The organism is Paenibacillus sp. strain BS8-2, from assembly GCF_054483835.1.
On record NZ_CM137010.1, the window covers coordinates 1,742,746 to 1,756,823 of the forward strand.

14 protein-coding genes are annotated in these 14,078 nt (G+C 49.7%); 7 read left to right on the top strand and 7 right to left on the bottom strand.

Annotated features, from left to right (window positions below):
- The first annotated feature begins 105 nt into the window (after positions 1–105).
- On the top strand, positions 106–930 hold the full coding sequence (locus tag ACX1C1_RS07680) for a helix-turn-helix domain-containing protein (protein ID WP_458956516.1): 825 nt from the start codon (positions 106–108) through the stop codon (positions 928–930).
- Here the strand turns inward: ACX1C1_RS07680 and ACX1C1_RS07685 are convergent.
- Positions 927–2,435: an FAD-dependent oxidoreductase gene (locus ACX1C1_RS07685; protein WP_458956517.1), complete on the bottom strand. Its 1,509-nt coding sequence runs from the start codon at positions 2,433–2,435 to the stop codon at positions 927–929. The genes ACX1C1_RS07680 and ACX1C1_RS07685 overlap by 4 nt on opposite strands.
- A 222-nt stretch (positions 2,436–2,657) precedes the next feature.
- Here ACX1C1_RS07685 and ACX1C1_RS07690 point away from each other — a divergent pair, with 222 nt between their 5' ends.
- Positions 2,658–3,887, top strand: a complete 1,230-nt coding sequence (locus ACX1C1_RS07690; RefSeq protein ID WP_458956518.1) for a glycoside hydrolase family 130 protein — start codon at positions 2,658–2,660, stop codon at positions 3,885–3,887.
- Here ACX1C1_RS07690 and ACX1C1_RS07695 read toward each other — a convergent pair.
- Together ACX1C1_RS07695 and ACX1C1_RS07700 are read right to left on the bottom strand one after the other, a co-directional pair.
- Positions 3,881–4,915, bottom strand: coding sequence for a GtrA family protein (locus ACX1C1_RS07695; protein ID WP_458956519.1), 1,035 nt, complete (start codon positions 4,913–4,915; stop codon positions 3,881–3,883). The two genes, ACX1C1_RS07690 and ACX1C1_RS07695, sit on opposite strands and share 7 nt — an antisense overlap.
- Positions 4,916–4,930: 15 nt before the next feature.
- Entirely contained in the window at positions 4,931–5,932 is a 1,002-nt protein-coding gene (locus ACX1C1_RS07700) for a phosphodiester glycosidase family protein (protein WP_458956520.1), read from the bottom strand.
- 185 nt (positions 5,933–6,117) lie between these two features.
- On the opposite strand from ACX1C1_RS07700, the gene ACX1C1_RS07705 reads away from it, so the two are divergent.
- On the top strand, positions 6,118–7,677 hold the full coding sequence (locus ACX1C1_RS07705; protein ID WP_458956521.1) for an SAM-dependent methyltransferase: 1,560 nt from the start codon (positions 6,118–6,120) through the stop codon (positions 7,675–7,677).
- Positions 7,678–7,866: 189 nt separating this feature from the next.
- Here ACX1C1_RS07705 and ACX1C1_RS07710 read toward each other — a convergent pair whose 3' ends face one another.
- On the bottom strand, positions 7,867–8,127 hold the full coding sequence (locus tag ACX1C1_RS07710; RefSeq protein WP_458956522.1) for a hypothetical protein: 261 nt from the start codon (positions 8,125–8,127) through the stop codon (positions 7,867–7,869).
- A 149-nt stretch (positions 8,128–8,276) separates the two neighbouring features.
- Here ACX1C1_RS07710 and ACX1C1_RS07715 point away from each other — a divergent pair, with 149 nt between their 5' ends.
- A complete protein-coding gene (locus tag ACX1C1_RS07715; RefSeq protein ID WP_458956523.1) occupies positions 8,277–9,728 on the top strand; it encodes an IS1182 family transposase in 1,452 nt (483 codons plus the stop codon).
- A gap of 141 nt (positions 9,729–9,869) precedes the next feature.
- Here ACX1C1_RS07715 and ACX1C1_RS07720 read toward each other — a convergent pair whose 3' ends face one another.
- The 3 genes from ACX1C1_RS07720 to ACX1C1_RS07730 all read right to left on the bottom strand — a co-directional run bounded on the left by ACX1C1_RS07720 (position 9,870) and on the right by ACX1C1_RS07730 (position 11,961).
- Positions 9,870–10,163 carry a type II toxin-antitoxin system RelE/ParE family toxin gene (locus ACX1C1_RS07720; protein ID WP_458956524.1) on the bottom strand — a complete coding sequence of 98 codons (294 nt, stop codon included), beginning with the start codon at positions 10,161–10,163 and terminating at the stop codon, positions 9,870–9,872.
- Positions 10,164–10,544 carry an AbrB/MazE/SpoVT family DNA-binding domain-containing protein gene (locus ACX1C1_RS07725; RefSeq protein WP_458956525.1) on the bottom strand — a complete coding sequence of 127 codons (381 nt, stop codon included), beginning with the start codon at positions 10,542–10,544 and terminating at the stop codon, positions 10,164–10,166.
- 178 nt (positions 10,545–10,722) lie between these two features.
- Positions 10,723–11,961: an MFS transporter gene (locus tag ACX1C1_RS07730; RefSeq protein WP_458956526.1), complete on the bottom strand. Its 1,239-nt coding sequence runs from the start codon at positions 11,959–11,961 to the stop codon at positions 10,723–10,725.
- A 229-nt stretch (positions 11,962–12,190) separates the two neighbouring features.
- Between ACX1C1_RS07730 and ACX1C1_RS07735 the strand changes: the two genes are divergently transcribed.
- From ACX1C1_RS07735 to ACX1C1_RS07745, 3 genes are all read left to right on the top strand, one after another.
- Positions 12,191–12,700: a C40 family peptidase gene (locus tag ACX1C1_RS07735; RefSeq protein ID WP_458956527.1), complete on the top strand. Its 510-nt coding sequence runs from the start codon at positions 12,191–12,193 to the stop codon at positions 12,698–12,700.
- 157 nt (positions 12,701–12,857) lie between these two features.
- Complete coding sequence (locus ACX1C1_RS07740; protein WP_458956528.1) at positions 12,858–13,187, top strand: MGMT family protein; 330 nt, start codon at positions 12,858–12,860, stop codon at positions 13,185–13,187.
- Positions 13,188–13,233: 46 nt separating this feature from the next.
- Complete coding sequence (locus ACX1C1_RS07745; protein ID WP_458956529.1) at positions 13,234–14,073, top strand: sugar phosphate isomerase/epimerase family protein; 840 nt, start codon at positions 13,234–13,236, stop codon at positions 14,071–14,073.
- Positions 14,074–14,078 lie beyond the last annotated feature (5 nt).

Here is a 14,078-nt window from a genome sequence, read left to right on the forward strand (position 1 = left end):
TTGGATCGCATAAACAAGGGTGGCGGTATAGGGGTTGTCCCCTATACCGCCAATTTTCTATAATGGCATCAAAAAAATGAAATCCAGGAGGCACCATACCCACTTATGACGAATCAAGTCCCGCATGGCGCAAGCGTCATCTATGCTAACTATTTCACGCATACGAAGCCGCACTCCGTGAAGTATAACGATGGGCTGACCAACTATCTCTTCCGGTTTCAGGCCGAAGGCACCTGTCGCGCGCTGGTTGCGGGCAAATACGAAACCATCATTCCTGGCGACTTGCTTATCTATCCACCCGATCAACCTTATGAGCTGGATGTGCAGCCTCGAAGCGCCCCCGCATCGGGTGCCGTTCAGCCCGTTAGCGATTATTTTTTGATCGGGAAGGGGGAGTGGCTGGACTCCTGGTGGAGCGGCAATAACATGCCGACCAAAACAAACATTGGCTTTGACGACACCGTCATCACCTTGTGGAAGCATATGATCAGCGAGAAGAAGAAGGTTATGCAGAACCAAGATGAGATTATGGATTATCTGCTCAGAACGTTTTGTTTGACGCTCGAGCAAGTGATTCAATTGAATCAGCGGACCAAGGGCACGGATACCGCCTACAAGCTTAAGCAATATATCGAGAATCATGCCCATGAACCGCTGAACTTGGAGAAAATATCGGCTTCTGTCGGCTTAAGTGTTTCGCGAAGCTCGTATCTGTTCAAAGCCGCCTTTGGCGGGTCGTTATTCGCCTATTGTATCGAAGTGAGATTAAATCTAGCCGAGCAGCAGGTGCTATATAGCAATCTTGCGCTGGAGCAGGTTGCCGACAAAACGGGTTTCTTGAGCTACGCCCATTTCTGCCGATCCTTCCGCGACCGCTTTGGACATCCCCCGGGGGAATACCGGCGCAAATTCGGGTTCCGATTCAACTAAAGCACGGACTTGGCGTCTTCGTACAACACCTGTTGATCTTGCAGCAGGATAGCGTGCAGTTGCTCCACCTGTACATGTTGAATGATGCCGTCCGCATCAAGCGCCAGTGCAGCCGCCGTCGCAGCCGATTGCCCCAGAATCATAAAGACAGGCTCCATCCGGATCGAGCCGTAAGCTGCATGGGTAGCGGATACGCATACCGGTACGATTAGGTTGGTGCATTCGCTTTGTTTGGGCATAATCGCACGATAGCTAATCGGATAAGGGGCCTTCAATCTTACATAAAAGCCACCCTCCGTGCTAACATGCCCATCTTCATTGACGTAGTACTGAGTGTGGTGCGAATCGATGGCGAAGGAGCCCATTCCTATCGAATCCGCCACCGGGTTCTCCAGTCTGACATCATGCTCCGTCACAACATAATCCCCGATCATTCTGCGCGATTCTCTCACATACAGCTGAGGAGTCCAGTGTCCGCTATCGACGAATTCATCCCGCGGCAAGCCCCATGGCTTGTAGACCGCACGGATTTCCTCGGGAACGCGCGGATGGTTCTGTATGGTCCAGACATAACCTTGCTGATAGACGCGCTGGGCGTCGCGAATCTGCTCCCGAGTAAGATAATCCGCCTCGGCAAAGCTATGGTTCATACCGTTGTAATCCGTAGAGATGCCGCTGTTGTTATTAGAATCCGTCTTATCCTCGGTCACCATATTCAACTTAAAGAATTTCGTGCTTTGTCCTTGCTCAATCGCTCTGAACAAAATTTCGTAATCGGCTTCGTTATACCCCTCAGGCTTTTCGATTTCGATACGGTTATCGGGATTGTTGGTCAAACACATGCGGAAATTGTACGCTTGAAGCTTGGTATCCCCATCGCCGACGTTACCGCCACGTTCAGGATTAACACGCTGCAGCAAGCCGCTCGAAGGATCACCTTTCACAATGTAAGGATCGATCCCGCTTGGCAGCTCGTTGCCTGGGCGAATGCCGTTTAAAGTTTCCCCGTATTGGGAGTTCGATTCGCGCCCTACAAAGTAGGAAATGCCGGCTTTGCCAAGCAGATCACCTTCATAAGAAGCATCAATAAACATCTTGCCGCAATAGACGTTCCCGGATTCTGCACGAATGGAGATGATCTTTGCTCCTTGCTTCGTCACCCCGTCGACCAAATCAAGACGCTCCCCGTAGACGACCTCGATATCGTATTCCGTTACCCAGTCCTGCAATACTTCGAGCGCTACCTTAGGTTCGAATAACCAACGAGCTCCGTCTTGCGCATATTTTTTGGCTACTCGTTCGTAGAATTCTAAGGAAAGACCGCCCACCGCATGCTCCATGCCCACATCTGTATCCCCAAGACCTCCGCTGGTCAAGCCTCCGATTCGCTGACCTTGCTCGATCACCACTGTGCTTTTGCCCATTTTTTTGGCTTGAACAGCCGCTGTAATCGCCGCAGCCGTCCCTCCATAAATGACAATATCATACTGTTTCTCTTGATTCACATGAATCGCCTCCGATGACGGTTTTCCTTGCTGATTCAATTATAAACCGCATAATCGTATGGCGAGAATGATGAATCTTCCTTTTCTACTTGATGAATCTTACTGTTTTTTCGAAAGAACGTTTTTATGGAAAAAGTGTTTTGAAAAAGTCAAATGACCGTGATAAATTGATTGCGTAAGACGGATAACTATTATCCTTATGGATGAAAAACAGGAGGAACTATGAAGCCGACATTTCGTTATTTGAGCAAACCCGCTCTTGAACCGGTACCAGGTTGCAGCTGGGCAGATAAGATGGTGTTGAATCCCGCCATTATTAAGGATCCCGACTCTAACGATATTCATATGCTGTTTCGGGCAACGGGCCCATGGTCGGAAAAGAGAAGAGAGGGCTGTCACGACCCTTATCCGATTTTTCTGGGTTATGCCATTAGCAAGGATGCGGGAGAAACATGGGACGCAGACTTTGCAAGACCTGCGCTGGCCCCTGCGCTCGGGTATGAAGAGCATGAGCTGTATACGAAGGATATATACGGAAATGAAGTGCGGAATTACGCGAATGGCTGCGTGGAAGACCCCAGAATCTTTTATATAGAGAATGAATTGTACGTAACGGTGGCATGCCGCCCGTTTCCTCCTGGTCCCTACTGGCTCAGCAGCCAGAACCCGCCGATTCAAACGCGATTCGAATACGTTCCGGATTGGATATTTGAGGGGGACGATTCGGATCCGTTTATCAAAACCGCTCGGGCTAATGATACAGTAACCGTGCTCTATAAGCTCAATCTGGACGAGCTCAAGCGAGGGGCTTACGAAAACGCATTTCAGTACATCGGTCCTCTAACGGAGGGCTACGTCAGCGATAATCGCGATGTGTTCTTATTCCCCGAGAAGATGACGATTGCAGGCAAAGAGCAATATCTCATGCTGCATAGACCGATGAATGTTATCCCGTTCGAAGGCGGAGAAGAGGTCGGCAAACCCTCCATCTATTTGGCGGCAGCGGAAACATTGGGGGACTTTGTTACACCAAAGGCGACACATCGCTTGCTGGCTTACCCGATCTTCGATTGGGAGGAGAATAAGGTAGGCGCGAGCTGGCCGCCGATTGCCTTGGGGAATAAAGAATGGCTGGTTTCTTATCATGCCAAAAAAAATGTGCAGTTCGGATACACGCAATCTTTTATGATCCTTAGAGAGCGAGAGGATGATTTCCCTGTCGTGATTCATCGATGCTCCGACCGACTGATGTTCGCGGAGCGGGATTGGGAAATGCCGAACGATTATCCGACACCATGCCTATTTACGACCGGGGGTATTGTTCTGGGCGAGGATTTAATCATGTCTTATGGTGCGGCAGATCAAAAGGTCGGCATTTCCTGGGTTAACCTTGAAGAGTTGCTGCGGCATATTCGGACGTTCGACGAGATCGGGAAGCGAATCGATCAATAAACGAATCTGCGCTGCGCCCAGAAGCTTAGCGCGAACAACGAGGATTCGGTAGCAAGCTTGGCGATGACAAGCGATACTCCTAGCTCGATATGAAACAAATGCAGAATACCATAGTTAAGCGCCAGGATGATAACGGCGAGCAAGTAGTAACGTGACATCGATCGACGAATGGTCGTGCTGCCGCTCAGACCATCCTCCTTGCCTCCCCGGAACACGAATCGGCGATTGATGCCGTAGTTGATGATCGAGCTGCATATACGAGCCCCGATGACAGACAGCAGCAGATTGGAAGTCGCCCACTGCAGAATGAGCAGCAGCGCGAAGTCCAGGACGGCGGCTAATCCAGAGGACGCGCAGAACTTCACGAATGGCCAATAGATTCGAGCGGAATCGATTAGAGGGCGGAAGTGAGAAGACTTGTTCTCGTCCAGATAGATGGTGTCGATCGGCACTTCCACTAATAGGTATCCGGCCTTGGGTGCCTCGAGGAGCATGTTCATCTCGTATTCGAAGCGATCGCCGGGCAGCGCGCACAGCCAGTCCAGCATATCCGCTGAGTATCCGCGCAGACCGGTCTGCGTATCTTGAATCGGCTGGCCGGTCGCCATGGAGTAGACCATTCGGGTAGCGCTATTGCCGAATCGGCTGCGAAGAGGGACGTTGCCGGTGAATTGTCTGCTCCCCAGCACGATGCGGCTGCTGCGCTCGCGTACGGCGGCGGCTACTCGCAGAATATCGCCGGGCAAGTGCTGCCCATCGCTGTCCGCGCATACGATGCCTGCATCGTCTCTGGAACTTTGTTGCCTAACATAGTCGAAGCCGGTCTTGAGCGCGCTGCCTTTGCCTTGGTTAATCCGATGCGTCAGTACCGTGCAGCCGGCGTGCTCGGCCGTTTCGAAGATACCGCGGTATGCTTCGCCGCTGCCGTCGTCGACAATCAGGATGTCGTCTGCGCTAACTTCCTTCAGCCGGTGTATAAGGGCGATCAGCCGCTCGTCCGGCTCGTAGGAGGGAATAAGTATGGTCATGATGGTGGCCTCCTTCTATACAGATTGCGGAATATAGATAATGTCGCTGACGCCTCGTTCGCTGCCCTTGCCGAGTGGATCGTTCACAACCCTGCCCATAAAATACATCGTGGACGATCCGCCGCCATCCAGATTGTAGGCTTCGGTGGCGCCGAGCTCCTGGAACAGCTCCGCAAACTCCGTAAGCGTCATGCCGCGGCTCTCGGAGCTGCGACCGTCGACCACGACGAATAGGAAGTGGCCCGGTTCGATCATGCCGAAGCCGGTCCGAGGATTAGCGGCTTGAATGGAGCGGTTGCCGAAGTTTTTGTCAATTTTGACGCTGGAGAAATCTCCGGAGATTTTCCCGTCCGTTATTAGCGCCGGTCCAAATGAAAACGTGTCGGTGACGCCGGCGCTAAGCAGCGATTCTGCAGATTGGGTTTCTTCGTCGTAAGCCTGGAGCGATCCGTCTTCGTACAAAGCGAGTCCTTCTCTGGCGGGTTCGTCGCGGAACAAGGTGCCGCCCCTAATAATGACGCCATCGCTCCGGAAGCCGTAATAATCGCCATTGATGGCGAAGATGGCGCCGTTGTTCTCGGCGATCGTCGACGTGTTCTCAATGATATTGGTGCCGAAAGCGTTCTTGGCGAAGGCAGTATCCAGATTCGGCGTCCCGTGGAAGGTGACATCGGCGACATAATAGGTGACGACATCCGCACCGGTGCCGGACTGCACCTTCTGAATTTCAATGGTTTGCTTGTCGTCCTCGTAGCTCCAGTCATCCCAAGCGGCGTCGGTCGAAGTATCTGTACCGGATGCCGTATCTCCTGAATCCCCTTCTTCAGAAGCATCCACATTCGTTTCAGTAGACTTGCCTGCATCTGCAACGCTTGTATTTGGCTCGACGATCACTTCAAAGTGTTCGATGAGATAACGATCTGCCAGCCGGTACAAGATCAAAGCAACAGCTATTAGCACAATGGCCATAATCGTCATTAATCGGTTTCTTTTCATCCAGGAAATCAAGGAAATCACCTCATGTGTGGGAGTCTTGCTCCTATCTTAGAGGGGCGACCTTGAATGAATCTTAAATGGATTCGGACAATGTAGACGAAGAGATTCGTGTATCTGCGCGAAAAAAGGTATGATGATGTCATAGAGGTATGACGAGGGCGGTTGCCTGCTGCGGAGTGCCACAGAGAGAGAGGTTTAACAACGACATGACGAACACATCGAACGAAAAGCGCTATCGTTTCAGCGAAGCGCCAATATGGGATCTGCAACGTCAATATTACGAAGATGCTGGCATGCAAGCCTGGCGGAACGATCAGGTGCCTCAATATATAACAAGCAACCCAATGATCGGAGGCGCTTATGCCGACATGATCTTTGGACTGCTGCTAGATCGGGCGGGGCAAGGCCGGACAGAGGAGCCCGTGTGTATCGTGGAGCTTGGAGCGGGAGCAGGCAGACTGGCCTGCCATGTGCTGCATGAGCTGCGCGATCTGATCAACGAGGCGGACATGACGCTGCCGCCGATTCGCTACTGGATGACGGATCTAGCCATGAGCAATGTGTCTGCATGGCGGGACCATCCTGCGCTGCAAGTGTTTATCGCGGACGGGTGGCTCGACTTCGCGAGGTTCGACGCCGTACAGGATTCCGAGCTGCATCTGTCGGTATCGGGGGAGACGATTAGCACCGGCGCATTGGCGCAGCCGCTAGTGATTGTAGCGAATTACTTTTTTGACGGGATTCCGCAGGAGCTGCTGTATTTCCAAGATGGTCGTGTCTACGAAGCTGATGTTTACGTCGGGGAGGTTGGCGCGGCGCCCAAACACGGGATCTCTGCCGTACTGGACCGTCTGCAGCTTCGTTATGAGAACCGACTTGCTCCGGAATACGAAGCCGAAGATTATCCGTATCGGGAGCTCATCCAGTTGTACCGCGAGCAGCTTGATGAGGTGTATCTGCTATTCCCGGTGGCGGGACTGGCATGTCTCGACAGGCTAAAGGCGTTATCGCAAGAAGGTTTCGTGCTAATCACGGCGGATAAGGGCGACCACTTGATGGAGCAACTGCATAATACGGAGCCCCCGGAATTTGTGCGGCATGGAAGCTTCTCCTTTACGGCGAATTTCCATGCCTTCCTGCACGAATTCGAGCGGCAAGGCGCGATCACGCTGTTCCCTTCGCAGCATTATATGAATATTAATGTGGGCTCTATCCTCTATGTGGAAGAACCGAAGACTTACGTTCATACCCGGTTAGCCTATAGAAGATCTATTGGGAAGTTTGGTCCGGATGATTTCTACAGCCTAAAGGAATTGGTGGATCGTCATCAGGAGGATATGGGCTTGCAGTCATTCCTCGGGTTCTGGCGACTGGGCGGTTACGACGCCGAGTGGTTCGTGCATAACACGAAGAACATCTCCGCCTTGCTGGGGGATGCCAACGATGAGGAGAAGGACGATCTCGCCATGGGGATCGAGCGGATGTGGGCGCCGTACTACGTCATGGAGCAGCGGTATAACCTGGCGCTGGATGCGGGCTTGATTCTGTTCGAGATGGACAGATACGAAGAGTCGAAACGTTACCTGGAACGTTCGATCCAAGCGGAGCCGGATGAAGTCGTCTCCACTGTTTACTATTGTCTGGCGATCTGCTGCTTCGAGCTGGAGCGGGATGAAGAAGCCGCCCAGTACCTGCGGGAGCTGCTTAAGCTGGAGCCCGATCACGAGGCGGCACTTGAGCTCCTTAAGGAAATCGAATACGCATAACACCAGCAGATACGAATGGTGTCTGCAGGGAATAAAGGAATTGACGGGGTCGTAGATGAACCTCGGAAATGGAAACAGCGACAGACAAGGAAGAGGAGATGATCCTGGCTGTCGCTGTTTTATTGAATTAACCTCTCCCAGATAGCTTAATCTCCCATATGAATGAAAATCGAAAATCAAAATCAATAATTAAAAACGATTAGTCCCGCGCATAAAATTCATAATTGCTTCCATGCGTATTTTAGCAGCACATTCTTCGCAACAAAAATACTTAACTTTTCTTTCCTTAGCTTGTTTATATTTTAGTGAACCTTCGTATACCCTGAATGTTTTTTTACAATTATAGCAAGTTACATCGTAGTGAAACATTGGTAACCCCCTTGGTGACACATCGCTTTTTAGTTGATATATCGAAGATTGTAACCAGTTCTCTCGTATATTCCGTAACATCTAAATGTGAGTAAGTAAAAAGGATCCCGTCGCCAGCGAGGCCACTGAAAAAGTTCTTTAATTAAAAACAAGGTGTTCTTCCACATATAAGCGGAAGAGCATCTTGTTTTCTTGTATAATAGGGGTAACCAAAACAGGCGGTGACCCAGATGATTTCAAATCAACAAAGCTTAAATCTTAGTCCATATATGGGCATATACGATATCGTTGTCCCAAAAGACAATATGCTCCGACAGATTAATGACCTTGTCGATTTCTCTTTTATTCATGAAGAGTTAGAAGTGAATTATTGCTTAGACAATGGTCGAAATGCTGTTCCCCCTATTCGGATGTTTAAATATTTGTTATTGAAATCCATCTTTGATCTTTCAGATGTAGATGTCGTAGAGCGTTCGAAATATGACATGTCCTTTAAATATTTTCTGGATATGGCCCCGGAAGACGCGGTTATCAATCCCAGTTCATTAACGAAGTTTCGCAAGCTACGCTTGAAAGACATTAATCTGCTCGACATGCTAATTCAGAAAACAGTGGAAATCGCTCTGGAGAAGGAACTCATTAAAAGCAAATCAATCATCGTAGACGCGACACACACAAAAGCAAGATATAATCAGCAATCGCCGAAGGAATTCCTAATAGAAAAATCAAAATTACTTCGCAAAGCTGTCTACCAAATCGACGAATCGATGAAAGAGAAATTCCCGCCCAAAACAACGACAAACGACATAGCCGATGAGTTGGCGTATTGTCAAAAAGTGATTGAGGCTGTTGAAAAGGAAGAAGCCATCAGCCACTATCCAAAGGTTCAAGAAAAGTTGAACTACTTGAAAGAAATCGTAGCGGATCACAATGAACAACTGCAACGCTCAAACGACACGGATGCACGTGTAGGACACAAAACAGCGGACTCCTCTTTCTTTGGTTACAAAACACATATCGCCATGAACGAGGAGCGAATCATTACTGCTGCGATCATCACGACAGGCGAAAAGAACGATGGAAAGCAATTACAAACGTTAATTGAGAAAAGTATCGAAACGGGGATGGAGATTGATACTGTAATTGGGGACACCGCTTATTCAGAAAAGGATAATATTCAGTATGCCAATGAAAACGAACTTAAATTGGTATCCAAATTAAACCCTATGATCTCAGATGGCGCTCGTCGTAAAGAGGACGAATTTGATATCAATAAGGATGCAGGCATGTACGTGTGCAAAGCAGGACACCTGGCCATTCGCAAGGCAAGAACAGGTACAAAAAATGTAGCAAAAAACCAAATCAATACTTTTTATTTTGATATAAGCAAATGCCAGCAATGTCCCTTCAAAGAAGGCTGCTATAAAGAAGGAGCAAAGACAAAGACCTATTCGGTTAGCATTAAATCAGCCGAACACAGTGGTCAAAAGCTCTTTCAGGAAAGTGACTATTTCAAGGAAAAAGCAAAAGAACGCTATAAAATTGAAGCAAAGAATAGTGAACTGAAACATAGACACGGGTATGATGTAGCTGAGACCTCGGGTCTATTAGGTATGGAAATGCAAGGTGCAGTCGCGATATTCACAGTCAATGTGAAGCGAATATTGAAGTTAATGAAGTGAAATAGAATTGGCATACCAAAGAAACAAAGGCTAATTCTCATTCATAACGAATGGAATTAGCCTTTGTTTTGTGTAGTGCCATACTTGAGCATGTATAAGCCACAGATTTTCAGTGGCCTCTCGCCAGCGGGGATCCTTTCGCTATTTCAAATATCGTTTTAACTCTTCGTAAAAGTTTTCTCTGGATCCAGCCATGATGACGACCACAAGCTCACCATCATCATTTTCTTCTACACGGTAGGCAATCTCATAGTTAGTGCCCTTATAAGATACATCATAGCCGAATATGCTGGCGAGATCGCCTGTCTTTTGTTTCCCAATTGAGGGATCCTTTCGAATGGCCAAAAGGGCATCGAAATAGGCGCGCTTCAGCGGTTTTTCAACGAGTTTTTTCAAATATCGTTCAGCGGGGCCGAGGTAAGTAATGGGAAGCATCTAATCCCCCATTACATCGCCAAAAAGTGTTTCCGTTTCGTCTACGCCATTGAAATTGCGAGCAGCCTTTTCGGATTCGGCAATTAAGTTTTTAACAGCAGCGTGTAGTTCGCCTTGTCGCTCACGAAACTTTGCAAGCAATTCATCACCAGCGTAACCTTCTTTGAGCAAATCAGCCAAAATCAAATCACCAAAGTAGTCATTGCCAGCATTTTCACGCACAGGGCGAATGAAGATGATGCTGTCTTTAATGCCGAATTCGACCTCGTCTTTAATGCCGGCTTCTTCAAAGAGCTTTTGAGGTATCGTTACTTGGCGCTTCTGAGAGACACGTGCGCGCTTCCATTCCATACGAGTCACCACCTCATTTGCTATTACCATAGTATACCCCTCCCATATTGAAAAGATTCCATGTTTCCAATTTCTTTGTTTCTTTATTGTACACTACCCAGCTGTCAATTGAAAATAGGTTTGTAGCAGCACAAAAACAGGCTGTCTCGACGGTTATTGGACCCATTAGACAGCCTGTTGCTAGTAGAATTCCTACCGGACTTCAAAGCTAAAGCAGCTGACCGCGTTTCTTCAGATAGCGATATAGGACGAAGCTAAAGACCGAGCATACCGCTGCGCATAAGCCGATGAACCAGTAGCCCGCCTGCAAGCCCCGGATGAGGCTGCCCTCGGCATCCATGCCATACAGCCGCTTGGCTCCCTCGATTACGGCGCCGATCAAGTAATTGCCGATCACACTGCCGACTCCCATAATGGTTACGGTAAATGTAATAACGGCATCGGTGCCGTTCGTATACCGTTTGGCTAGGAAAGCCATGACAGTGGGATAGATCATAGCGATGCCAATCCCCGCCGCGGCGAACAGATACGCATAGCTTTCGCCGCCCACGATGGCCCCGAACGTACATAACGCAGAGAAAGCAGAGAAGATGGCAAGCGACAGAATGAAGCCGATTCGATCTGTAATCGGTCCGAGCAGCAATCGCGCAAGGGCGAAGCAGAGGAAGAACGCCGACAGCATGCCGGATGCCGATACGGTGTCCCAGCCGTATGCCTTCTCCAGGAAGTTAACGAGCCAACCTCCGACGGCAAGCTCCGATACGACGCCGAACGTCAGAATCGCCACCATCAACCACAGGGCAGGATCGCGCATCAGCGTGCGCATCGGAATTCTTTCGTGCAGAGCGGTTGCATCCCCTGGAAATTTACTGAATAGGGCCGATATGATCGGCAGGATCGACAAGGACAACATGATCAGATACATGCCGCGCCAATCCAGCGTATGGCCGAATATGCTGACTGACATCATGCCGGTGGCGATTAGCGGCGCTACGGTCGAGCTGAGTCCATAGAAGCCGTGCGTCAAATTCATCATCATTCCCGTATTCTTGACGAAGATGCGTGCCCCAAGTATCGCCAGCGCAATCTCCAGCATGCCGTTGCCGACATACATCAAGAAGTAGGACGAGGAGAAGATGGGGTAACTGTGGGAGAAATAGATGAGAACACCGGAAGCGATCATGGCGGCGAAGGCCAGGACGGTGACGATCTTGATTCCCCAGATACGCGTCAACAAAGCTGTGAAGGTACAAGCAAGCAAATAACCTAGCGCATTAAGCGACAGCAGGGTGCCAAGCTGGCCTTCATTAAGAGAGAAGTCGAACTGAATGCGAGGGATCGCGGGTCCCTTAATATTTTCGGAAAACCCAAAGATGATAAATCCGATAAAGATGGTCGCGAGCTGCATCGCGTAAATGGTATTGATTCTGTCCAGACGTTTACTCATGAGTGCTGCCTCCAAGATGACCGTGTTTCGGTAGTTGATAAATGAGCGGCTTCGACCGCATTGTTCTAACTTACACTACGAGAAACATTCATACAATGCAAAGTCGTCAAAGGAAGATATCGCCTGGTCATGAAGGTATTGTCTAATGAGAAACCACTAAGAATCCACAAGCTCCCAAATGAGCGTGATATACTCCGGGTATAGCAAATAAGACATCAGGAGGTATATCATGAACAATCAATGGATCAAGAAAACCGTAATTGCAACAGCGGTGTGCGCAACTCTCGTATCGGGCCAAGCGGCCTTCGGTACTTCTCATATCGGACAAGCCCATGCGGCATCCGCAACAACGGCATCGGCCAAAGCAGACAGCATCGTGGCACTGGCGAAATCGTTGCAAGGGAAAGTAACGTATAAGTATGGCGTTAATAATACAAGCAGATTGATCTTCGACTGCTCCTCATTCACGAAATATGTGTTTGGCAAATATGGCGTTAGCCTCAAGTGGGGGACATCCTCCCAGAAGCTTGCAGGCAAATACGTTTCCAAAAGCAATCTGCAAAAGGGCGATCTGATTCTGTTCAACAACGGCAAGTCGTCCGCAGTCAGTCATGTCGGGATCTATATCGGCAACGGCCAGTTCATTCACAATACGATCAGCAGCACCTTTAACGGTGTTCGTATCAATAAGTTGAGCGATTACTCGAAACGCTATTCAACGGCAAGAAGAGTACTGTAGTCCCGTAAACGTGTAATCGGCCATTACACAAAGGCAGGCTTACGCGAACCCTTACGACCAAAATGGTTGTAAGGGTTTTTTTGGAATGATAAAGTGGAAGTGGGTTAAGTTGTTGGTGCGATTATTGCCACGCATCATGTAGAGGAGATACGAAACTATGCAGCCATTCACCAAAGCGGTCATTGATGTCATCAAATCCATACCGGAGGGTCGTGTGATGACCTATGGAGGAATTGCAGAGCAGGCAGGCAGCGCTAGAGGGGCGAGGCAGGTGGTGCGAATTCTGCATGCGATGAGCGAATCGCAAGGACTGCCGTGGCATCGGGTTGTGAATGCGAAAGGTGAGATCGCGGTGCAGGACGACGAATCACGTTTCAAGCAGGAGCTGTATTTGAACAGTGAGGGTGTGAAGCTTGACGAGAATGGGCGCATCGATCTGGTGCGTTATCGACATCGCCCAGACAACGCGAACAGTCCTCAGTTGTGAGATCGTCATGACAGAGTCATGCAATTATTCGGAGGGGGAAACAGGGATGACAGTCGGGATATTGGCACATTTGGTGGGCAAGCAGCCGTTTCGAGAGCTGGCGGCTAAGGTGGCGGAAACAGAATGCACGTATGTTCAGCTCGCGTTAAGCAAGGCGATCTCCGATGTGGAGTTTCCTCTTGGCGCATTGAGTCCAGGTCTTGCGAATGAAATTGGAGGCGCTTTCGCACAAAACAAGGTGGGCATCGCGGTATTAGGTTGCTACGCAAGCTTAATCGATCTGGACGACGAGACGTTCCGTTATAACGTCGATCGTTTCAAGGAGCATCTGCGCCATGCGAGGCACTTTGGGGCGCCGACAGTTGCAACGGAAGTCGGTGTGCCGCGAGTACGAGATACGGAGCTGATGCCGAAGTACTGGGACCGACTGCACCAAGCCATGGAGGAGTTGGTTGAAGAAGCTGAGCGCTGGGGCATAACGATCGGATTGGAGGCGGCGCAAGGTCATCTTATCGACTCTTCGCAGACGCTCGCAGAGACCATTAGTCGATTCCCGTCCTCTTGTGTAGGCGTTGTACTGGATCCATGCAATCTGATGAATGAGCACAACGCGACCCGCCAAGAAGATGTCATTCGCGAAGCGTTCGAATTGCTGGGGCCGCGTATCGTCAGCGCACACGCCAAGGATTATAAACGAAGCGCGGATGGTAAGCTGAAGGGGACTGCCGCAGGCCTTGGAGAGCTTCATTATCCGCTCTTCTGGGAGCTGCTGGAGCGGCATAAACCATTTGGTTTCGTAACGTTGGAGGATGTCAGAATAGAGGAGCTGTCAGCGGCGGCACGATTCGTGCTGGAAGGCCAGGCGGCTGCGCGCGCACGAGCTTAAGTGCA

What these genes read in the sequence shown, in the direction of transcription:
- ACX1C1_RS07680 (WP_458956516.1), top strand. Translation starts at nt 106, where the DNA reads ATGACGAATCAAGTCCCGCATGGCGCAAGCGTCATCTATGCTAACTAT.
- ACX1C1_RS07690 (WP_458956518.1), top strand. Translation starts at nt 2,658, where the DNA reads ATGAAGCCGACATTTCGTTATTTGAGCAAACCCGCTCTTGAACCGGTA.
- ACX1C1_RS07695 (WP_458956519.1), bottom strand. Translation starts at nt 4,915, where the DNA reads ATGACCATACTTATTCCCTCCTACGAGCCGGACGAGCGGCTGATCGCC.
- ACX1C1_RS07705 (WP_458956521.1), top strand. Translation starts at nt 6,118, where the DNA reads ATGACGAACACATCGAACGAAAAGCGCTATCGTTTCAGCGAAGCGCCA.
- ACX1C1_RS07710 (WP_458956522.1), bottom strand. Translation starts at nt 8,127, where the DNA reads ATGTTACGGAATATACGAGAGAACTGGTTACAATCTTCGATATATCAA.
- ACX1C1_RS07715 (WP_458956523.1), top strand. Translation starts at nt 8,277, where the DNA reads ATGATTTCAAATCAACAAAGCTTAAATCTTAGTCCATATATGGGCATA.
- ACX1C1_RS07720 (WP_458956524.1), bottom strand. Translation starts at nt 10,163, where the DNA reads ATGCTTCCCATTACTTACCTCGGCCCCGCTGAACGATATTTGAAAAAA.
- ACX1C1_RS07725 (WP_458956525.1), bottom strand. Translation starts at nt 10,544, where the DNA reads ATGGTAATAGCAAATGAGGTGGTGACTCGTATGGAATGGAAGCGCGCA.
- ACX1C1_RS07730 (WP_458956526.1), bottom strand. Translation starts at nt 11,961, where the DNA reads ATGAGTAAACGTCTGGACAGAATCAATACCATTTACGCGATGCAGCTC.
- ACX1C1_RS07735 (WP_458956527.1), top strand. Translation starts at nt 12,191, where the DNA reads ATGAACAATCAATGGATCAAGAAAACCGTAATTGCAACAGCGGTGTGC.
- ACX1C1_RS07740 (WP_458956528.1), top strand. Translation starts at nt 12,858, where the DNA reads ATGCAGCCATTCACCAAAGCGGTCATTGATGTCATCAAATCCATACCG.
- ACX1C1_RS07745 (WP_458956529.1), top strand. Translation starts at nt 13,234, where the DNA reads ATGACAGTCGGGATATTGGCACATTTGGTGGGCAAGCAGCCGTTTCGA.